Genomic DNA, 20294 nt, shown 5'->3' with positions numbered 1-20294 from the left:
TATCCCTCACTGCTAGCTCCAGTTGTGGCGCCTCAGCGCCCAGAAGCGCACCGGTCGATGGGCCGGCATGACACTGGGCAACGGAATGCGAGTCCCCAACTCTTCTCTGTGAACGGAGACTTCCATGGCCACCGTAAACCCGTCCTGGGGATACACCCTCCACCTCCCGCACGATCCACGCGCACCGGGGATCGCCCGCACAACCCTGCGTGCCACCCTGGCCGCGCACGGCCTCGGTGAGCTCGTGCCGACCGCCGAGCTGCTGGCCGCCGAACTGCTCGCCAACGCCCACCTGCACACCACCGGCCCCTACGCCTTCCGCATCCTGTCGCGCGAGCCGGGGCGGCTTCGGGTCGGCGTGTGGGACAACGACTGGAGGGTGCCGCCCGGTTTCCGCGACGGGGAGGAACCCGGCGCCCTGCCGCCGGAGGACGCCGAGAGCGGGCGGGGTCTGCACCTGGTGCGGGCCTGCGCGGACGCGGTGGGTGTCTCCGTACTCCGCGAGGTCGGCGCCTCGAAGGGCGGCAAGCTGCTGTGGGCGGAGTGCTCCGAAGGCTGAGGGCCGGTCACGAATGGCGCGCGACATGGCCGGAAAGTGTTATTGAACGGCCCGGCCATGGGGGAGGGTTGGACCATGCGCAAGATGTGGGTCGGGGCCGGGGTCGCGGTCGCGGGCGGGCTGGGCTTCGTCATGCTGCTCGTCGTGGGCGTCTACCTCGTCGCCGGGGACCCCGCCGGCGGTGCCGGTGGTGGGTCCAAGAGGCTCGCCGAGGGGTCGGTGCCCGCGGCGTACCAGCCGCTCGTGCAGAAGTGGGGCAATCACTGCCCCGCCATCAGTCCCGCGCTGCTCGCCTCCCAGCTCTACCAGGAGAGCCGCTTCAACCCGAAGGCGCAGAGCCACGCGGCGGCGCAGGGCATCGCGCAGTTCATCCCCGGGACGTGGGCCACCCACGGGGTCGACGGGGACGGGGACGGGGACCGTGACGTGTGGGATCCGAACGACGCCATCCCGTCGGCGGCGTCGTACGACTGCTCCCTCGCCTCGTACGTGAAGGACGTGCCCGGGGACCCGACCAGGAACATGCTGGCCGCCTACAACGCGGGTCCCTACGCGGTCATCAAGTACCAGGGTGTGCCGCCGTACGAGGAGACGCAGAACTACGTAAAGACGATCACGACGCTCGCGAAGAGCTTCGCCGCGCCCACCACCCGGGTCGATCCCTCCGAACAGGCCGCCGGGGCCATCGCCTACGCGCAGGAGAAGCTGGGCACGCCCTATCTGTGGGGCGGGAACGGGACGGCCGACCAGGGAGGGCGGTTCGACTGCTCCGGGCTGACCAAGGCGGCGTTCGAGAGTGTGGGGATCGAGCTGCCCCGGGTCGCGAACGACCAGTACAACGCGGGGGCGCATCCCTCGCGGGACGAACTGCTCCCCGGCGACCTGGTGTTCTTCTCGGACGACCTCACCAACTCCCGGGCCATCCGGCACGTGGGCATGTACGTCGGCGGCGGGTACATGATCAACGCGCCGCGGCCGGGCGCCGTGATCCGGTTCGACCCGATCGACACCCCCGATTACTTCGGGGCCACCCGGGTGACCGAGGATGGCGCGAAAGCGCTGCCCACGACGGTGTGAATGGCAGGGTTTGGACCCAGCGTGAAACCCTGCCCTGAGCTGCGACGATGTGTCTCTCTTCGATAACGTCTGCGTGATCATTCGGTGGAGCGTGGAACGTATCAACGGGGGTCGTGCGTTCCTGTTCACGTGTAGGTGTGCGGTGCGGGCCGAGCGGCTCCGGCGGATCTACGACCACGGGGGTGGCAGAAGAGGCGTGCGCTCGGTGCGCCGGAAGATATGACGAAGGGGCCGCAGCACCATGGCTGGACTCGCCGAATCCGGGGCGAACCCCGACGTCGAGCTGCTCTACGACATCAACGGCCTGGCCAAGGACGCACCTCACTGGTTCGACCGGGTCATGGAGTTCGTGGGTGAGTACGGACTGCTGTTCGCGATCGTGCTGCTGGTGCTCTGGTGCTGGTGGTCCGTACGGCGGCGCGGCGGTGAGGGAGCGGCGTCGAACGTCGCGGCACTGACCTGGGCGCCGCTCGCGGCCGGCGTCGCGGTGCTGGTCAACGTGCCGATACGGGGGTTCGTGGAGCGGCCGAGGCCGTTCAAGACCCATGACGGGCTCGAGGTCCTCGTCCAGGGGAAGGAGGACTTCTCCTTCGTGAGTGATCACGCCACGCTCTGCATGGCCCTGGCCGTCGCCCTGTTCGTCGCCAACCGGAAGTTCGGGCTCGTCGCGATCGTGCTGGCGGTGTTCGGCGGTTTCATCCGCGTCTACATGGGCGTGCACTACCCGACGGACGTCATCGGCGGATTCGCCCTCGGTACGGCCGTCGCGCTGCTGCTGTCGCCGGTCGCCATGGCCCTGCTGACGCCGCTGACCCGGGCGATCGAGCGGTCGCCCCGAGTGGGATGGCTGGTCAGCGCGCGGGGGCGAGACGACGCCGCCGGAGGGGACGCGGTGATTCCGGGGGCGCGCAAGGAGAGTGCCGGGGCGGGCGAGCGGGATCTCGCCGCCTGACGCTGTCTGTTACTGAGGGACCCGACCCCGCCGGCGCCGTGTACAGCGTTCCGGGGTAGCGCGTGAAGACGCGGTTTCGGTCGTACTGGCGTGGGAGACACGCCGGGCGCCGGGCCGCGTCTTCGTCGTTTCGCGGGGTGCCGCCGGCGTGCTCCGGGTCAGGTGGGCGCGTGGGTCTTCGCGTCCGTACGGGCCAGGCTTCTCGCCCTGCGGGCCGGGCCTCGCCAGCCGCAGGTGCAGCGGGCCAGGCAGAACGGGCCCTGTTCGACCGTTGTCGTGAGGTGTTCCGGGATGTCCTGGGGGGCCTCGAGACCTTCCTGCTGCGCCACGCCCACAACGTTACCGGGGTCGCCTGCCCCTCGTTAATCGGGACGGCAGGGGGTCCGGAACGGGTGTGACGGCTGGAGTAGGTGGCGATGATCCGATGGGAGAGGGAGCGGCGGCGGAGGAGGACGGTGGGCGGGGGCGTGGCTCTCGCCGGGGGAGTGGTCTGTGTGTGTCTGGCCGGGGGCGGGTGCTCCTGGCAGGGGGCCGCCGTGCAGGGGGCGGGCGGCGCCGGCGGCGATCCGGTGGCCGTGCTGCACCGGGCCGCCGACCGGCTGGTGGCCGCCGGGAGCGCCAAGGCGCGTACGGCGATGGAGATGGCCAGCGGCGGGACACGGGTGACCATCCGCGGCGAGGGTGTCTACGACTTCGAGGGACGGCTCGGGCGGCTGAAGGTACGGCTGCCGCAGGACCCGGCGGGGTCGAGTGAGCACCGGCCGATCACCGAGCTGCTCGCACCCGGTGCCCTGTACATGAAGAACCGGGGGGCCGGTGTGCCCGACGACAAGTGGGTGCGGGTGGAGACCGCCTCACTGTCCGACGGGAACATGGTGACCGGCGGCGCGACGGACCCGTTCGCGGCCGCCGAGGTGCTGCTGGGGACGCGGACGGCGACGTACGTGGGGCGGACGGAACTCGCGGGGACACCGGTACGGCACTACCGGGGGACCGCCGATCTCGCCCGGGCGGCGCGGGACGCGTCGGACGGCAACAGGAAGGCGCTGGCCGCGGCGGCCGAGGGGTTCGCCACCGTCGAGGTGCCGTTCGACGCCTACCTCGACGACGAGGGCCGGATCCGCAAGATCCGGCACCGCTTCAGCTTCGCCAATGGACGGGACGAGGGCACCGTGGCCGTCACCTCGACGACGCTGCTCTACGATTTCGGCGCCGCCGTCCGCGTACGGCTGCCGGAGGATCAGGACATCTACGCCGGCAGGATCGCCGCGGAGCCGGGGGACACCGGGGACACCGGGGACACCGGGGACACCGCGGACGCCGGGGGGTCCGCGGGGCCGGGGGAGCCCGGCGGGGGCGGCTCCGGCGCGGGGGCGGGCGGCAAGGACTAGCCCTTCCGTGCCATGCGCGGTGCGTAGGCCGCTCCCTACTCTAGGAAGTCGGTGTCGGCAGAGACGAGGTGACGCGCGTGGCCCCGGTCGGCGGTACGACGGTTCAGGACCACGTGGCCCTCGCCGAGATCGAGCTGTGCGGCGAGCTGATCATCGCGGCGTCGGCCGCCCGGGAGCGGCTCAGTCTCGAGAGCATCGACGAAGTGCTGCGGGTGACCGAGGAGCGACGGGCCGGGGCCGGGCAGTAGGAGACAGACGGCAGGGGAGCGCCTCACCGGTCATCGGCCGACGGTCACCGGTCGGTGGTCATCGGCCGGCGGCCATCGATCGGTGGTCATCGGCCGGCGGTCGCCCGGTCGACGGCCCGTCGGCTTCTGGTCAGGTGCGCAGCAGGCGGGCGATCGCCTTCGTCGCCTCCTCCACCTTCGCGTCGATCTCTGCGCCGCCCTTGACGGCCGCGTCGGCGACGCAGTGGCGCAGGTGCTCCTCCAGGAGTTGCAGGGCGAAGGACTGCAGAGCCTTGGTGGAGGCGGACACCTGCGTGAGTATGTCGATGCAGTAGACGTCCTCGTCGACCATCCGCTGCAGGCCGCGGACCTGGCCCTCGATGCGGCGCAGGCGCTTGAGGTGCTCGTCCTTCTGCTTGTGGTACCCGTGGATGCCGCGGTCGTGGTCGGTCACGACCTCGGTCGTCTCCACCGCGTCCGCGGTGCCGGCGGGGGAGGGCGCACCTGCGCCGGCCTCTGTGGTCGTCATCGCGTCCTCCTGTTGTGGGGCAGAGCGGGTACTGGCGGCATTGCGGACATTGCGAGCAGAGTGGGCAACCGTTCGGGGTAGATAGCGGACATATACCCCTGCCGGGTATATGGTAACGAACTTTGCGGGGTAGAGGGGCCCTGACGGTGTCCCGGCGTCGCCCGCCTGCTCATCACTGTGCCTGATGGGCGACACTGGGGGACGGCCCGTTAGCAGTGGCCGGTTGATGCGCCTAGCATCAGCCTGACCGAAACCGATGCACCCCGAGGACCCCACGTGCGCTTTCGTCTAACCCCCAGGGAGACGAGCTTCTACGACATGTTCGCCGCCTCGGCGGACAACATCGTCACGGGCTCCAAGCTCCTGATGGAACTGCTCGGGGCGGACGCATCCGCCCGGGCCGAGATCGCAGAGCGTATGCGGGCCGCCGAACACGCGGGTGACGACGCCACGCACGCGATCTTCCACCAGTTGAACTCCTCGTTCATCACGCCGTTCGACCGCGAGGACATCTACAACCTCGCGTCGTCCCTCGACGACATCATGGACTTCATGGAGGAGGCCGTCGACCTGGTCGTCCTCTACAACATCGAGGACCTGCCCAAGGGCGTCGACCAGCAGATCGAGGTACTGGCGCGGGCCGCCGAGCTGACCGCCGAAGCCATGCCGAACCTGCGCACCATGGACAACCTCACCGAGTACTGGATCGAGGTCAACCGGCTGGAGAACCAGGCCGACCAGGTCCACCGCAAGCTGCTCGCCCACCTCTTCAACGGCACGTACGAGGCCATCGAGGTGCTCAAGCTGAAGCAGATCGTGGACGTTCTGGAAGAGGCGGCAGACGCCTTCGAGCACGTGGCGAACACGGTGGAGACCATCGCGGTCAAGGAGTCCTGACCCCTCCATGGACACCTTCGCACTGGTCGTGACCATCGGGGTCGCGCTCTTCTTCACGTACACCAACGGTTTCCACGACTCGGCGAACGCGATCGCGACGTCCGTCTCGACGCGCGCGCTGACGCCCCGTGCGGCGCTCGCGATGGCCGCCGTCATGAACCTCGCCGGCGCGTTCATGGGGTCCGGGGTCGCCAAGACCGTCAGCGAGGGGGTGATCGAGACTCCCGAGGGTTCGAAGGGGATGGGCATCCTCTTCGCGGCGCTCGTGGGCGCGATCGTCTGGAACCTCATCACCTGGTACTTCGGTCTGCCCTCCTCGTCCTCGCACGCGCTGTTCGGCGGCATGGTCGGCGCGGCGCTGGCCGGGAGTACGACCGTGTACTGGGACGGGGTCGTCGACAAGATCGTCATCCCCATGTTCCTGTCGCCGGTGATCGGTCTGCTCGCCGGGTATCTGGTGATGACCGCGATCATGTGGATCTTCCGGCGGGCCAATCCGCACAAGGCCAAGCGGGGCTTCCGCATCGCGCAGACGGTGTCGGCGGCGGGCATGGCGCTGGGGCACGGTCTCCAGGACGCGCAGAAGACCATGGGCATCGTGGTGATGGCGCTGGTAATCGCCGATGTCGAGGACTACGGCGACCCCATTCCGGTGTGGGTGAAGATCGCCTGCGCGCTGATGCTGTCCGCGGGGACGTACGCGGGTGGCTGGCGCATCATGCGGACGCTGGGGCGGAAGATCATCGAACTGGATCCGCCGCAGGGGTTCGCCGCGGAGACCACGGGCGCCTCGATCATGTTCGGGTCGGCGTTCCTGTTCCACGCGCCGATCTCGACGACGCACGTCATCACGTCGTCGATCATGGGCGTGGGGGCGACGAAGCGGGTGAACGCCGTGCGGTGGGGGGTCGCGCGGAACATCATCATGGGATGGTTCATCACCATGCCGGCGGCCGCGGTGGTGGCCGCGGTGTCGTTCTGGATCGTGAATCTGGCGTTTCTGTAGCGGTGCCCTGCGTGGGGGGCGGGCCGGGGGTGGGTCGCGCTGCCCGGCGCTGACGGGGTGCCGCCGCGCCCACCCGTGCCGCCCCAGCGGCACGACTGCCCGCAGCTACGTGTGGAGCTAAGAGGGCCCGCCCCCGGTGAACGGGGGCGGGCCCTTGTGCTCCTCGCGGTGGCACCGCCATGCAGCACCGCGAGGGGATCGGGTTCGGGCCTAGCCGAAGCGGCCCGAGATGTAGTCCTCCGTGGCCTGGACCGACGGGTTGGAGAAGATGCGCTCCGTCTCGTCGATCTCGATCAGCTTGCCGGGCTGGCCGACCGCCGCCAGGTTGAAGAACGCCGTACGGTCCGAGACGCGCGCCGCCTGCTGCATGTTGTGCGTCACGATGACGATCGTGAAGCGCTCCTTCAGCTCGCCGATCAGGTCCTCGATGGCGAGGGTGGAGATCGGGTCCAGGGCGGAGCAGGGCTCGTCCATGAGCAGGACGTTCGGCTCGACCGCGATCGCGCGGGCGATGCACAGGCGCTGCTGCTGACCGCCGGAGAGGCCGGAGCCCGGCTTGTTCAGGCGGTCCTTCACCTCGTTCCAGAGGTTGGCGCCGCGCAGGGACTTCTCGACGACGTCGTCCAGTTCGGACTTCTTGAACTTGCCGTTGAGCTTCAGGCCGGCGGCGACGTTGTCGTACACCGACATGGTCGGGAACGGGTTCGGCCGCTGGAAGACCATGCCGACCTCGCGCCGCACGGCCACCGGGTCGATGCCCGCGCCGTACAGGTTCTCGTCGTCGAGCATGACCTTGCCCTCGACCCGGCCGCCCGGCGTGACCTCGTGCATGCGGTTGAGCGTGCGCAGGAACGTGGACTTGCCGCAGCCGGAGGGGCCGATGAAGGCCGTCACCGAGCGGGGTTCGACGGTCATCGAGATGTCCTCGATGGCCAGGAAGGAGCTGTAGTAGGCGTTGAGGCCGCTGACATCTATGCGCTTGGCCATGGAAATCACTGCTTCTTTCGGGTCGCTGACTGTCTTCGCCTTGGCCGCGTCAGCGGCCGGCCGTGCGGCTGGTCCGCATAGATGTCACTTCGGGGCCTTCCAGCGGGCGATGCCACGGGCCAGAAGGTTGAGGATCATGATGAACGCGATGAGCGTCAGGGCCGCGGCCCAGGCGCGGTCGTACGCCGCGCCGGAGCCGGCGCTGTTGGAGTACTGCAGATAGATGTACATCGGCAGCGATTCCTGCGCGTCCTGGAACGGGTTCGCGTTGATGTAGTCCGTGCCCCAGACCAGCAGCAGCACGGGGGCCGTCTCGCCGGTGATGCGGGCGACGGCCAGCATGACGCCGGTGGTGATGCCGCCGATCGACGTCGGCAGGACCACCTTCAGGATCGTGCGCCACTTCGGCACGCCGAGCGCCAGGGACGCCTCGCGCAGCTCGTTCGGGACGAGCTTGAGCATCTCCTCGGTGGACCGGACGACCACCGGGATCATCAGGATCGCCAGGGCCAGCGAACCGGCGAAGCCGGACGGGCCCATGTCCAGCATCAGGATCCAGGTACTGAGAATGAACAGACCGGCGACGATCGACGGGATGCCCGTCATGACGTCGACGAAGAAGGTGACGGCCTTGGCGAGCTTGCCGCGCCCGTACTCGACCAGGTAGATCGCGGTCAGCACGCCGACGGGCACGGAGATCACCGCGGCGATGCCGACCTGCTCCAGGGTGCCGAGGATGGCGTGGTAGATCCCGCCGCCCACCTCGGCGTCGGCGACGACACCCATCGAGTGGGTGAGGAAGTAGCCGTCGAGGACCTTCACGCCGCGCTTGACGGTCGCCCAGACCAGGGAGGCCAGCGGGACCACGGCCACGATGAACGCGACCCAGACCATGCTGGTCGCCACCCGGTCCTTGGCCTGCCGCCCGCCCTCGACGCGCGCCGAGATGCCGTAGGTGCCCAGGACGAAGAGGACCGCGGCGATCAGAGCCCACTGGATGCTGCTGTTCAGCCCGGCCGCGGCGCTGATGCCCAGCCCGGCGGCGATCGAGCCGGCGGCGACCGCCCAGAGGAACCACTTGGGCAGCGTGGCGCCGCGCAGCGAGCTGCGGCCGGCGGGGGTAAGGGTTGCGTTGCTCATGCGTTGGCCCCCGAGTACTCCTTGCGGCGGGCGATGATCATCCGGGCCGCGCCGTTGACCAGCAGGGTGATGACGAAGAGGACGAGACCGGAGGCGATCAGCGCGTCACGGCCCATCTCGCTCGCCTCGTTGAACTTGCTGGCGATGTTCTGGGCGAAGGTGCCGCCGCCCGTGTCGAGCAGGCTGAGGTTGATCTCGAAGCTGGAGGAGAGCACCATCGCCACGGCCATCGTCTCGCCGAGCGCGCGGCCGAGGCCCAGCATCGAGGCGGAGATGACGCCGGAGCGGCCGAAGGGCAGCACCGACATGCGGATGACCTCCCAGCGCGTGGCGCCGAGGGCCAGTGCGGCCTCCTCGTGCATGCGCGGGACCTGCCGGAAGACCTCACGGCTGACGTTGGTGATGATCGGCAGGATCATGATCGCGAGCAGGATGCCCACGGTGAACAGCGAGCGCGGCGCGCCGTCGTTCCATTCGAAGACGCCGGTCCAGCCGAGGTAGTCGTCCAGCCAGCCGAAGAGCCCCTCCATGTGCGGCACGAGGACGAGTGCGCCCCACAGGCCGTAGACGATCGAGGGCACGGCGGCGAGCAGGTCGATCACGTACCCGATCAGGCCGCCCAGCTTGCGCGGCGCGTAGTGCGTGATGAACAGCGCGATGCCCACCGCGATCGGGACCGCGACGGCCATGGCGATGACCGACGACACGATGGTGCCGAAGGCCAGGACCGCGATGCCGAACTCCGGCGGCATGCCGGTCGGGTTCCACTCGAGGTAGGTGAAGAAGTTGGCCTCGTTCTTGCTGATGGCGATCGAGGCGCGGTAGGTGAGGAAGGCCGCGATGGCGGCCATGATGACCAGCACGAGGATGCCGGACCCGCGGGAGAGCGCGAGGAAGATCCGGTCGCCGGGGCGGGTGGCGCCGCGTGCGGCGCGACTGGTCCCGCCCCCGGGGGGCTGGTGTGGTACGGGGGCTGGTGCCGGCTTCTGGGGATCAGTGGTTATGTCCATCGGGTTTCTCCGGTCTGCGGAGCCGTCGTGCGGGACGGCTCGGGCGGAGCCGTCCGTCTCGGGGGCTCCTGGCGGCGGTGCACCGGACGGTGCGGTCCGGCCCCCGTGCGGAGGCCGGACCGCACTCGGGTCAGCTCAGGCCCGAGATGGTCTCGCGGACCTTGGTGATGATCTCGGCGGGCATCGGGGCGTAGCCGGCGTCCTTCAGCAGGCCCTGGCCGTCCTCCGAGGCGATGTAGTTCAGGAAGGACTTGGCGGCGGGCAGGCTCTCCGCCTTGTTGCCCTTGTCGCAGACGATTTCGTACGTCACGAGGACGAGCGGGTAGGCGCCGTCGGCCTCCGGCGTGTAGTCCAGCTCCAGCGCGAGGTCCTTGCCGGTGCCGACGACCTTGGCCGCGCCGATGGCGGCGGTGGCGTTGTCGACGGTGGCCTTGACCGGCTCGGCCGCCTCGGTCTTGATGTCGACGGTCTTCACGCCGCCCTTGGCGTACGACAGCTCGAAGTACGAGATGGCGCCCGAGGTCTGCTTCACCTGCTGGGCGAGACCGGAGGAGCCCTGTGCGGACTGGCCGCCCTTGGCCTCCCAGGACTTGCCGCCCTCGTACTTCCAGTCCTGGGGCGCGGCGGCCTTCAGGTACTTGGTGAAGTTGTCCGTGGTGCCGGACTCGTCCGAGCGGTGGAAGGCCTGGATCTTGAGGTCGGGCAGCTCCGCCTCGGGGTTGAGCTTGGCGATCGCCTCGTCGTTCCAGTTCGTGATCTTGCTGTCGAAGATCTGGGCGAGCGTCGGGGCGTCCAGGACGAGCGTGTCGACGCCGGGGACGTTGAAGCCCACGGCGATCGGGCCGCCGACCATCGGCAGGTCGATGGCCTGGCCGTCCTTGCAGACTTCCTTGGACTTCGCGATCTCGTCGGGCTTCAGCGCCGAGTCCGAGCCGGCGAAGGCGGTCTGGCCCTGGAGGAACGCGGTGATGCCCGCGCCGGAACCGGTCGGGTTGTAGTTGAGCTGTACGTCCTTGCAGGCGGCGGCGTACTGCGCGACCCAGGCGTCGATCGCGTTCTTCTGGGCGGAGGAGCCGGAGGCCTGGATCTGGCCCTTGGCGTCGTCGCAGTTGATGTTGCTGTTGGCGGCGGGGCTGGCGTCACCGCCGTTGGTGTTGCCGCCGGTGTCGTCGGAGCCGCACGCCGTGAGGGCCAGGGCGCCGGAGACGGCGAGAGCACCGAGAGCGAGGGCCCGCCGGTTCATGCGCTGAAGCTTCACTGAGGGAGTTCCTTCCAGGAGCCGCCGTCCTGAATCCGGCGGCGTGCGAGGAGTGGCGATGAAGACGATGAAGACGATGGAAGCGATGGAAGCGATTGATCAAGACTGGGTGATACGGACGCTTTTTCGAGGTGCGACCCGTATCGCGTAAGGCCGAAAGTAGGCAGAACAGGTGAAGGCGCCAATGGGCGTAAATGAACGCGGGGTGAACCCCTGTGGTCGGTGCGGTGAGGTCACGGAACGCTTACGTCAAGGACACGGAGAGGTCCCGGGCGGGTGCGCCGCGAGCAGGGCGTCGACGAGGGGCCGGTCCAGGGGGCGGGTGAGGCGGGCGCGCGCGGCCGCGGGCTCCAGCCACAGGATGCGGTCGACCTCGTCGGACGGCCTGAAAGCGCCGGTGGTGGCCGCCGCCGCCCAGTACCGGACCTCCTTGGGGCGGCCGTTCGCGACGTAGCGCACGGTGGGCAGCTCGGCGCCCGGCACGGCGGCGTACCCCGTCTCCTCGGCGACCTCGCGCAGGGCGCCCGCGAGCGGGTCCTCGCCGGGGCGCAGCTTGCCCTTCGGGTGCGACCAGTCGTCGTACCTCGGACGGTGGACGAGGCAGAGCTCCAGGCCGCCGGGGCGGGGAGCGCTGCGCCACAGGACGCAGCCCGCCGCGTGGACGGTGGAGGCGGCGGAGGCGGTGGCGTCGTCCTCGGCGGGGCTCACGGTGCGCTCGCGCCTCCTGTCCTGCGGCGGGCCTGCGGCGTCGTCCTGCGGCGCGGCGGCTACGGCAGCCTGATGGGTTCCTTGCGCCAGCTGTGCTGGAACGCGTACCTCGCCGCCTCCACCTCATGCCGCTGGTCGGCGTGGAGCACGCCGAGCGCGTACGCCGTCGCCGGGGCGATGCGCGGCGTACGGGCGGCCTGGGCCGCGGCGGCGGCGGCCTCCGAGGCGTCGCGGTGACGGTTCAGGGCCTCGTCGGCGGCCAGGAGGCGCACGTCCCCATCAGGTCTCCCGGCGTCATCGGCGCCTGCCGTGTGCTCCGTGTGCTCCGTGTGCTCCGTGTGCTCCGCGGGTTCGGTGCGATCGACGGGTTCGACGGGTTCGGCGGTCAGTACTTCGAGCGCGTACCGGTGCAGGCGCAGCAGCAGGCGGACCTGGTGCCACGGGGCGTCCTGTGGGTGCGGTACCGGGTCCGGGGAGAGGCCGTGGATCAGCGCCTCCGCGTTGTACGGGTTTCCCGCGGTGACGAGGGGGAGTGAGGCCACGGCGTCCGTGAGGCGGTCCTCGGCGGCGGCTGCCAGGGGGCGGAGGCCGAGGGGCGGGGTGGCGGGCGAGGCGGTGGCGGGGCCGGTGCTCCTCAGTGGCACCTCGCTGGCCAGTAAGGCGACCTTGTCGGCGACCGCGTGGAAGCGGCTGCTGCCCAGCGCCTGGAGGGCGGTGGAGTGCGCCCGAGTGCGGGCCAGGGTCAACTGGCGGTCGAGCAGGGCGCCCGCCTTGGCCGCGCCCACGGTGAGGTTGCCGCGGTCCGGGGGCGCCGGTCGGGTGGCGGGCACGGTGACGGACACGGGGGCGGCGGTGCGGCCCGCAGGCTGCTGGGCCGGGAAGGCCGACGAGCCCGACAGCCGGTGCAGCGCCTGGAGCAGCCGTTCCAGACGGGATGCGTACGCGTGTTCGATAGCCAGTGTGCCGGACAGCCAGGCCAGCTCGGGGCGCAGGCCCTCCGCCCAGTCGGGGTCCAGCAGCGGCTGGAAGGTGTGCAGGGTGGCGCTGAGGCGCCGGGCCGCCCGGCGCAGGGCACGGGCCGCGTCGACGTGGCCGACGGACGGGGCGGCGCGGTCCGAGCCGTGCGCGCCGGCGCCCGCCCCTGCCCCCACACCCGCCCCTGCGCCCGAGCCCGACTCCCGGTGCAGGCGCAGGGCGCGGAGGAACTCCGTGGCCTGGGCGCGCAGATAACTGGCGAGAGTGTCCCCGTCCGTGGGTGCCGGCGGCCGGGCGGTCGCCGTGGGATGGTCCGTCGGTTCAAGGTGTCGCTGTGCCACGCCGGCGCCTCCGGGCGTCTATGAGCATCTCCTGGACGTTGCGCAGGGGCTGGCCGTCCGCGTCCGTCGCGTGCCGGGTCCACTCACCGTCCGGGCCGAGGTGCCAGGAGGCGGTGCCGTCGGACATGCCGGTCTCCAGCATCCGGTTGAGGGCCGCCCGGTGGGACGGGTCGGTGACCCGGACCAAGGCCTCTATCCGGCGGTCGAGGTTCCGGTGCATCATGTCGGCGCTGCCGAACCAGACCTCCGGCTCGCCGCCGTTGCCGTAGGCGAAGACGCGCGAGTGTTCGAGGAAGCGGCCGAGGACCGAACGGACCCGGATGTTCTCCGACAGGCCCGTCACCCCCGGGCGCAGCGCGCAGATGCCGCGCACCCACACGTCGACCGGGACACCGGCCTGGGACGCGCGGTAGCAGGCGTCGATCACGGCCTCGTCGACCATCGAGTTGACCTTGATGCGGACGTAGGCGGGGCGGCCGGCGCGGTGGTGCTGGATCTCCTTGTGGATCCGCGACACCAGGCCGTCGCGCAGGGACTTGGGCGCGACGAGGAGGCGGCGGTAGGTCTCGCGGCGCGAGTAGCCGGAGAGGCGGTTGAACAGGTCGGAGAGGTCGGCGCCGACCTGCGGGTCCGCGGTGAGCAGGCCCAGGTCCTCGTAGAGGCGGGCCGTCTTCGGGTGGTAGTTGCCCGTGCCGACGTGGCTGTAGCGGCGCAGCGTCTCGCCCTCCTGGCGGACGACGAGCGACAGCTTGCAGTGGGTCTTCAGGCCGACCAGCCCGTAGACGACGTGGCAGCCGGACTCCTCCAGCTTGCGGGCCCACTTGATGTTCGCGTGCTCGTCGAAGCGGGCCTTGATCTCGACCAGTACGAGGACCTGCTTGCCGGACTCGGCCGCGTCGATGAGCGCGTCGACTATCGGGGAGTCGCCGGACGTCCGGTACAGCGTCTGCTTGATCGCGAGGACGTCGGGGTCGGCGGCGGCCTGCTCCAGGAAGGCCTGCACGGAGGTCGAGAAGGAGTCGTACGGGTGGTGGAGGAGTACGTCGCGGCTGCGGACGGCCGCGAAGATGTCCGGCGCGGACGCGGACTCGACCTCGGCCAGGTCACGGTGGGTGCCGGCGACGAACTTCGGGTACTTCAGCTCGGGTCGGTCGAGTCCGGCGATGCGGAAGAGGCCGGTGAGGTCGAGGGGGCCGGGGAGCGGGTAGACCTCGGCCTCGCCGATCTTCAGCTCGCGTACGAGGAGGTCCAGGACCTCCCGGTCGACGGACTCCTCGACCTCCAGGCGTACGGGCGGGCCGAAGCGGCGCCGCATGAGCTCCTTCTCGAGTGCCTGGAGGAGGTTCTCCGCGTCGTCCTCCTCGACCTCCAGGTCCTCGTTGCGAGTGAGGCGGAAGGCGTGGTGCTCCAGGACCTCCATGCCGGGGAACAGCTCTTCGAGGTGGGCGGCGATGACGTCCTCGATGGGGACGTAGCGGCCCGGGGCGGCTTCCAGGAACCGGGAGAGCAGCGGGGGGACCTTGACCCGCGCGAAGTGCCGGTGGCCGGTGACCGGGTTGCGGACGACGACCGCGAGGTTGAGGGAGAGGCCCGAGATGTACGGGAAGGGGTGGGCCGGGTCGACCGCGAGGGGGGTGAGGACCGGGAAGATCTGGTGCCGGAAGAGAGTGAAGAGGCGGGCCTGCTCCTTCTCCGCCAGTTCGCTCCAGCGGACCAGGTGGACGCCCTCCTCGGCGAGGGCCGGCAGGACGTCCTCGTGGAAGCAGGCGGCGTGCCGGGCCATCAGCTCGCGGGAGCGGGCCCAGATCATCTCCAGGACCTCACGGGGCTGGAGGCCGGAGGCGGAGCGGGTGGCGACGCCGGTCGCGATACGGCGCTTGAGGCCGGCGACGCGCACCATGAAGAACTCGTCCAGGTTGCTGGCGAAGATCGCGAGGAAGTTGGCCCGCTCGAGGAGCGGCGTGTTCGGATCCTCGGCGAGTTCGAGCACGCGCTCGTTGAAGGCGAGCCAGCTGCGTTCGCGGTCCAGGAAGCGGCCCTGCGGGAGCTGGGCGCCGCCGGCCTGGGACTCCTCCGACTCCTCGTACGCGTCGAGGTCGGCGTCGATGTCGGGTTCCAGGTCGGAGACCGTGGCGGCCACCGTGTGCGGGCGGTGCGCGGCGATGGAGCCCACGGAGGGCTGCGTGTGCTGGACCTCTGCCTTGGTGTTCGGCTGCCTCATGAACCCATTCTTCCGCGCCACGCGCAGGACAGGCGCGTCGGAAGGCGCGGAATGCTCTGCTCCGGGTGGCACGGTCGGTTCCATTCGGTGAGCGTCGCAAGGCTGTCTGAATCGTTGGTTACGAGGACATGACGTGTGGGCTAGCGGCGGGCCTCCGGCGATGGTGTCCGCGGATGCCTCCGACGGCGTCCTGTGCGGGTGCGGTGTGCGTCCGCGCCGGGCAACGGGACGACGCCCGCGCGCCCGGCAACGGCGCGTAGTGCCCGTATGCCCGTGCGAGGCGACCGGGCGTCGTGACCTCGTCCTCGCCCGGGATTTCCGCCTGCGATCGTGTGAACCGATCGGCCTGGCTCGTGCGATGAGGAGACGTGAGCGAAACGAGAAGCGACGGTGAGCTGCTGCGGGCCGTCGCCGCGGATGCCGACCGGCGCGCCTTCGAGGAGCTGTACCGCCGGTACGCCCCCTGGCTGACCGCCCGCATGCGCGGCCGCTGCGCCGACGCCGGTGTCGTCGACGACGTCGTACAGGAGACCTTCCTCGCGGTGTGGCGCGGCAGTGCGCGCTACCGGGAGGAAGGCGACGTGGCGGGGTGGCTGTGGCGGATCGGGTCCCGGCGGCTGGTGGACGTGCTGCGCGGCGACGGGGCGCGGGGCCGGCTGCGGCAGGCACTGGCGCGGCTGAGGCACCGGGACGAGGTCTCCGCCGAGGAACGCGTGCTCGCAGGTGTCGAGCACGGAGACCTCGCCGGCGCGCTCGTCCGGCTCTCCCCGGAGCTGCGCGCGGTGCTCCAGGCCACCGTCGTCGACGGGCTGACCACCCGTGAGGCGGCCGTCCTGCTCGGCATCCCGCCGGGCACGGTCAAGACGCGGGCGATGCGCGCCCGCCGGCAGCTGCGGGAGGCGCTGGCATGAGTATCGAGGACAGCCGTCGCCGGAACACCTGGCACGTGGACGAGGACGACCTGCGGGCCTACGCCCGGGGTGAGCTGGCGGCGCCCGTACTGTGGTCCGCCGACGCCCATCTGACCGCCTGCGCGCACTGCCGCGGCGTCCTCGCCGAGGTGAGTGACCGAGCGGCTCTGGACATCGGCTGGGAACGGCTCGACGCCGAACTGGACGCGCCCCGGCCGGGCCGGCTCGAGGGGCTGCTGCTGCGGTGCGGCGTCGGTGACGCGACCGCGCGGCTGCTCGCGGCCACCCCCGTACTGCGCCGGTCCTGGCTCGGCGCGGTCGTCGCCGTGCTGCTGACGACCTTCGCCGTCGCCTTCACGGCGGGCGCCGTGCACACGCCCACCCTGTTCCTCGCCTTCGCGCCGCTGCTGCCGTTGGCCGGGGTGGCGCTCGCCTACGGGCCCGCGCTGGACCCGACGTACGAGATGGCGGTCGTCTCGCCGATGCACGGCTTCCGGCTGCTGATGATCCGTACGGTCGCCGTGCTGGCCGTCGCGCTCGGGGTGAACGGACTGGCGACCCTCGCCCTGCCGGGGTACGGGCTGCGCGCCCTGGCCTGGCTGCTGCCCGGGCTCGCCCTCACCGCGACCGGGCTCGCGCTGACGCCCCGGCTGGGCCCGGTGCTCGCGCCGTCCGCCGTCGCGGGGGCGTGGGTGGCCGTGCTGCTGACCGCGGACGCGGCGCGCGCGGTCGAGGACGGTCCACTGGCACCGTTCACCGCGGCCGGGCAGGGCGTGTCCGGGCTGGTGGCCGTACTGGGCGCCGGGCTGCTGTTCCTGTTCCGCGACCGGTTCGACGGCGCCGTCCGCCCGCGGGGCGCCGCGTGAGCCCCGCCTCCCTGCGCACCTCCTCCGTGCGCAGGGCCTCCTTGCTCACCTCGTCCTTGCTCGCCCGCTCCTTACTCACCTTCCTTCCCGATCGTCCGCCTCCTGCTCGTGTCACTCCTGCTCGTCACCTCCTTCCTGCTCGTCGTCCCCTTCCCGTACGGGAGTACCGCCGTATGAACCCCCCCACTGTTTCCGCCTCCGGGCTCGGCCTTCACTACGGCCGTACCCGCGCCCTCGACGACGTGTCACTGCGGCTGGCCCCGGGCGTCACCGGCCTGCTCGGGCCCAACGGGGCCGGCAAGACCTCGCTGTTGCGGGTGCTCGCCACCGCCGTGCCCGCAGACCGGGGGGCCTTCACCGTGCTCGGGCACGACCCGGCGACCTCGCGGGGGCGGCAGGAGGTGCGGCGACGACTCGGTTACCTGCCGCAGACACCCGGCTTCCACCCGGACTTCACCGCCTTCGAGTTCGTCGACTATGTCGCGATCCTGAAGGAGCTGACAGACCGCGGCGCCCGCCACCGCGAGGTGCGGCGGGTGCTCGGCGAGGTCGACCTGCAAGACGTACGCGGGCGCAGGATCAAGAAGCTGTCCGGGGGCATGCGGCAGCGGGTCGCGCTCGCGGCCGCGTTGGTCGGTGACCCCGGTTTCCTGGTCCTCGACGAGCCGACCGTCGGGCTGGACCCGGAACAGCGGATGCGGTTCCGGGAGCTGATCGCCGGGGCGGGGGAAGAACGCACGGTCCTGCTCTCCACCCATCAGACCGAGGACGTCGCGATGCTCTGCCACCGGGTCGTCGTCATGGCCGCCGGGGCCGTGCGGTTCGACGGCACCCCGGCCGAGCTGACCGCGCGGGCCGCCGGGCGCGTGTGGAGCAGTAGGGAGAAGGACCCGGGCGCGAAGGCCGGGTGGCGCACCGGGACCGGGTCCTTCCGGAACGTGGGCGACCCGCCCGCCGGAGCGGATCTGGTCGCCCCCACCCTCGAAGACGGCTACCTGCTCGCCCTCGACGGCGCCGACGCGGAGGTGGCCGCGTGAGCGCCGGCACGGTACCGACGACGACCCCGCCCGCCGTCATGGAGACCGAACAGCGCGGCAGTGCGCGCGCCGTGCTCGCCCTGGCCCTGCTCGAGGCGCGCAGGCTGCTGCTGCGCGTCCCCGTCGTCATCGCCTTCGTGGCGTACGCCGCGTGGATCGTCTGGCGTACGCGGAGCTCCTGGGACGGTCATCCGGCGTTGCAGGACGTCGACCGCGCCACTCAGAGCATGCCGATGCTCGTCGGCCTGGCCGTCCTGCTGTGCGCGAACTTCGCGGCCCTGCGCTCCGAGCGGCACGGCACCGAGCACCACTTCGCGGTGCTGGTGCTGCCGCCCTGGCGCCGTACGGTCGCCCACGCGCTGTCCGTCGTACCGGCCACTGTGCTCGTCGCGGTGTGCGTGGCCGGGCAGTTCGCCCGGGAGGCCTCCAAGCCGGGCGCGATCGGTCACGGTTCGCCGGCCGAGCTGCTCGTCGGGCCGCTGACGGTGCTGCTGTTCGGGACGCTCGGCGTGCTGCTGGCCCGGGTGGTGCGGTCGGCGCTCGCCGCGCCGCTGGTGGTCGTCCTGCTGCTGTTCACGCTCGTCCTCGGCACGGCGCCGGGCGGTGCGAGCGGCCTGTCGTGGCTGGCACCTGTCGTCGCCGAGATCAGCTCCAACACCCTGCCCTCCGACCTGCTGGGGCGGCCCGCCGCCTGGCACGCCCTGTACCTGGCGGGCGCGGCCCTGTGCGCGGCCTTCCTCGCCGTGCTCCTCGCCGGCGGGCGGAACCCGGCCGTCCGTGCGGGCCTCGTCCTGACTCTCGCGCTGGCGGTGACGGGCGGTGTGCTGCAGGCCCGGGGCGCGGCACCGTCGGCGGAGCTGACCGCGGCCCGCGAGCGCGCCTCGGTGCGACCCGAGCTGACCTGCGTCGAGCACGGCCGCTCGTCGTACTGCGCCTTCCCCGAGTGGGGGCCCCGCACCGGGGCCTGGGCCGGGGTCGTCGACCGGGTCCAGGCCCTGGCGGGCGGATCGGCGCACGAGCGGCGGCTCGTCGTACGGCAGCGGATCGACGCCCGGTACGGGATGGAAGGTGACGCCGCGATCCCCGGGCTGACCGAGGCCGATCAGGTGACGGTGGGTACCGCGTGGGGCGGCAACCGGCTGCCCGAGTTCTCCAGTGCCGTCGCAGCCGTGCTGGTCGCGGGGACGGAGGACGCGGGGAGCGAGATCTGCGACGGGCGGATGGTCACCCTCATGTGGCTCTCCCTGAGCTGGCAGGACGACCCGATGGCCGCCATGCGCCGGGTCCGGCTCGACGACAGCGTGAAGGGCTCCGCCGTCGTCCTGTCGCCCACCGACCCTCTTTCCATGACGGAGGGACAGACGGACGTCGTACGGCGTCTGCTGGAGGAGCCGCGACCCGGTGTCGGGGACCTGGTGAAGGCGCACTGGGCCGAGCTGACGTCGCCGGGCGTCACGACCGCCCGGGCCGCCGAGCTGCTGGGCGTGGCCGGGCCGGGGAAGGCGGACTCGTGCGAGTGATGACACTCGCCCTGGCCGTCCCCGTCTGGCGCACGCTGCCGTGGCGGGCGCCGGCCGCCGCCGGGGCTGTCGGGTTGCTGCTCGCGGCCACACCGGTTGTCGTCGGCGCGGAGCCGAGCCCCTGGGAGACGCTGACCCTGTTACGGGGGACCGCGCTGATCGGTGCGCTCGGCCTGGCCTTCCTGCTGGACGACCCGGCCCGGCACCTCACCGCTGCGGTCCCGGTCCGGCGCCCGCTGCGGCAGGCGCTGCGGGTCGCCCTGGTCGCCCCACTCGCCGCGCTGTGGTGGACGGCCGTACTGCTGCTCGTCCCCTCGGCGTCCCGTCCCCCGGCCGGGGGCGTCACCCTGGAGGCGGCGGCGCTGGGCATGCTCGCCCTCGCCGGTGCGGCGGCGGTGGTACGGCTGACGGACGAGGCGTGTCCGGGGCCGCCCATCGCGGCGACGCTGCTGCTCACGGCCGTGCTCGCGCCCCTGCTCATGCCGGAGAGCTGGGCGTTGTTCGTGCCGCCCGACGATCCGCGGTGGCCGTTGGCGCACGATCGGTGGGCGATGCTGCTGGGGGCGGCGGCCGTGGTGTGGGGGGCGTGCGGACCGGAGCCCGTGGGACGCCGTGGAACGCGGGGGGCCGGCGGACCGGCCTGACGTGCGGGGCCCTCACGCGCGGGGACCGGTGGGCCGGT

General features: G+C 71.4%; 21 protein-coding genes. 12 read left to right on the top strand and 9 right to left on the bottom strand.

Annotated features, from left to right (window positions below; translation table 11 throughout):
• Positions 1–124: 124 nt before the first annotated feature.
• The 3 genes from ABEA26_RS15315 (at position 125) to ABEA26_RS15305 (ending at position 2588) form a co-directional block, all read left to right on the top strand.
• Positions 125–559: an ATP-binding protein gene (locus tag ABEA26_RS15315; protein WP_345592768.1), complete on the top strand. Its 435-nt coding sequence runs from the start codon at positions 125–127 to the stop codon at positions 557–559.
• A 57-nt stretch (positions 560–616) separates the two neighbouring features.
• Complete coding sequence (locus tag ABEA26_RS15310) at positions 617–1636, top strand: bifunctional lytic transglycosylase/C40 family peptidase (RefSeq protein ID WP_345592766.1); 1020 nt, start codon at positions 617–619, stop codon at positions 1634–1636.
• 241 nt (positions 1637–1877) lie between these two features.
• Positions 1878–2588, top strand: coding sequence for a phosphatase PAP2 family protein (locus tag ABEA26_RS15305; RefSeq protein ID WP_345592765.1), 711 nt, complete (start codon positions 1878–1880; stop codon positions 2586–2588).
• 158 nt (positions 2589–2746) lie between these two features.
• Here ABEA26_RS15305 and ABEA26_RS15300 read toward each other — a convergent pair whose 3' ends face one another.
• On the bottom strand, positions 2747–2917 hold the full coding sequence (locus tag ABEA26_RS15300; RefSeq protein WP_345592763.1) for a hypothetical protein: 171 nt from the start codon (positions 2915–2917) through the stop codon (positions 2747–2749).
• Positions 2918–3004: 87 nt separating this feature from the next.
• Here ABEA26_RS15300 and ABEA26_RS15295 point away from each other — a divergent pair, with 87 nt between their 5' ends.
• A complete protein-coding gene (locus tag ABEA26_RS15295) occupies positions 3005–3979 on the top strand; it encodes an SCO4651 family lipoprotein (RefSeq protein ID WP_345592761.1) in 975 nt (324 codons plus the stop codon).
• A gap of 68 nt (positions 3980–4047) precedes the next feature.
• Positions 4048–4227: a hypothetical protein gene (locus ABEA26_RS15290; RefSeq protein ID WP_345592759.1), complete on the top strand. Its 180-nt coding sequence runs from the start codon at positions 4048–4050 to the stop codon at positions 4225–4227.
• A gap of 130 nt (positions 4228–4357) precedes the next feature.
• Here ABEA26_RS15290 and ABEA26_RS15285 read toward each other — a convergent pair whose 3' ends face one another.
• Entirely contained in the window at positions 4358–4735 is a 378-nt protein-coding gene (locus ABEA26_RS15285; protein WP_345592757.1) for a metal-sensitive transcriptional regulator, read from the bottom strand.
• Between the two features lie 276 nt (positions 4736–5011).
• Between ABEA26_RS15285 and ABEA26_RS15280 the strand changes: the two genes are divergently transcribed.
• Both ABEA26_RS15280 and pitH read left to right on the top strand, forming a co-directional pair.
• Complete coding sequence (locus ABEA26_RS15280; protein ID WP_345592755.1) at positions 5012–5632, top strand: DUF47 domain-containing protein; 621 nt, start codon at positions 5012–5014, stop codon at positions 5630–5632.
• A gap of 7 nt (positions 5633–5639) precedes the next feature.
• Positions 5640–6638, top strand: a complete 999-nt coding sequence (pitH, locus tag ABEA26_RS15275; RefSeq protein ID WP_345592753.1) for a low-affinity phosphate transporter PitH — start codon at positions 5640–5642, stop codon at positions 6636–6638.
• Between the two features lie 210 nt (positions 6639–6848).
• Here the strand turns inward: pitH and pstB are convergent, their stop codons facing one another.
• From pstB to ABEA26_RS15240, 7 genes are all read right to left on the bottom strand, one after another.
• On the bottom strand, positions 6849–7625 hold the full coding sequence (pstB, locus tag ABEA26_RS15270) for a phosphate ABC transporter ATP-binding protein PstB (protein WP_055417635.1): 777 nt from the start codon (positions 7623–7625) through the stop codon (positions 6849–6851).
• A gap of 84 nt (positions 7626–7709) precedes the next feature.
• A complete protein-coding gene (gene pstA, locus ABEA26_RS15265; protein WP_345592749.1) occupies positions 7710–8765 on the bottom strand; it encodes a phosphate ABC transporter permease PstA in 1056 nt (351 codons plus the stop codon).
• A complete protein-coding gene (pstC, locus tag ABEA26_RS15260) occupies positions 8762–9775 on the bottom strand; it encodes a phosphate ABC transporter permease subunit PstC (RefSeq protein ID WP_345592747.1) in 1014 nt (337 codons plus the stop codon). The genes pstA and pstC overlap by 4 nt, the downstream gene beginning before the upstream one ends.
• 130 nt (positions 9776–9905) lie before the next feature.
• Positions 9906–11033, bottom strand: coding sequence for a phosphate ABC transporter substrate-binding protein PstS (pstS, locus tag ABEA26_RS15255; protein ID WP_345592745.1), 1128 nt, complete (start codon positions 11031–11033; stop codon positions 9906–9908).
• Between the two features lie 249 nt (positions 11034–11282).
• Entirely contained in the window at positions 11283–11741 is a 459-nt protein-coding gene (locus tag ABEA26_RS15250) for an NUDIX hydrolase (RefSeq protein WP_345592743.1), read from the bottom strand.
• Positions 11742–11800: 59 nt separating this feature from the next.
• Positions 11801–13057, bottom strand: coding sequence for a CHAD domain-containing protein (locus tag ABEA26_RS15245; RefSeq protein ID WP_345592742.1), 1257 nt, complete (start codon positions 13055–13057; stop codon positions 11801–11803).
• Positions 13038–15278 (bottom strand): RNA degradosome polyphosphate kinase, encoded by a 2241-nt coding sequence (locus ABEA26_RS15240; RefSeq protein ID WP_345592741.1) that lies wholly within the window; start codon positions 15276–15278, stop codon positions 13038–13040. The genes ABEA26_RS15245 and ABEA26_RS15240 overlap by 20 nt, the downstream gene beginning before the upstream one ends.
• Before the next feature lie 368 nt (positions 15279–15646).
• Here ABEA26_RS15240 and ABEA26_RS15235 point away from each other — a divergent pair, with 368 nt between their 5' ends.
• The 5 genes from ABEA26_RS15235 (at position 15647) to ABEA26_RS15215 (ending at position 20256) form a co-directional block, all read left to right on the top strand.
• Positions 15647–16189, top strand: a complete 543-nt coding sequence (locus ABEA26_RS15235) for an RNA polymerase sigma factor (protein ID WP_345592740.1) — start codon at positions 15647–15649, stop codon at positions 16187–16189.
• Positions 16186–17055 (top strand): zf-HC2 domain-containing protein, encoded by an 870-nt coding sequence (locus ABEA26_RS15230; RefSeq protein ID WP_345592739.1) that lies wholly within the window; start codon positions 16186–16188, stop codon positions 17053–17055. Before ABEA26_RS15235 ends, ABEA26_RS15230 begins: the two co-directional genes overlap by 4 nt.
• A 173-nt stretch (positions 17056–17228) precedes the next feature.
• Entirely contained in the window at positions 17229–18092 is an 864-nt protein-coding gene (locus tag ABEA26_RS15225) for an ABC transporter ATP-binding protein (protein ID WP_345592737.1), read from the top strand.
• Positions 18093–18130: 38 nt separating this feature from the next.
• Entirely contained in the window at positions 18131–19612 is a 1482-nt protein-coding gene (locus ABEA26_RS15220) for an ABC transporter permease (protein ID WP_345592771.1), read from the top strand.
• A complete protein-coding gene (locus ABEA26_RS15215; RefSeq protein ID WP_345592770.1) occupies positions 19612–20256 on the top strand; it encodes an ABC transporter in 645 nt (214 codons plus the stop codon). Before ABEA26_RS15220 ends, ABEA26_RS15215 begins: the two co-directional genes overlap by 1 nt.
• Positions 20257–20294: the final 38 nt, after the last annotated feature.

The sequence above is a fragment of the Streptomyces marokkonensis genome (assembly GCF_039539045.1).
GTDB lineage: Bacteria > Actinomycetota > Actinomycetes > Streptomycetales > Streptomycetaceae > Streptomyces > Streptomyces marokkonensis.
The sequence above is the reverse complement of the archived record's forward strand: the minus strand, read 5'-3'. Positions and strand labels throughout refer to the sequence as shown.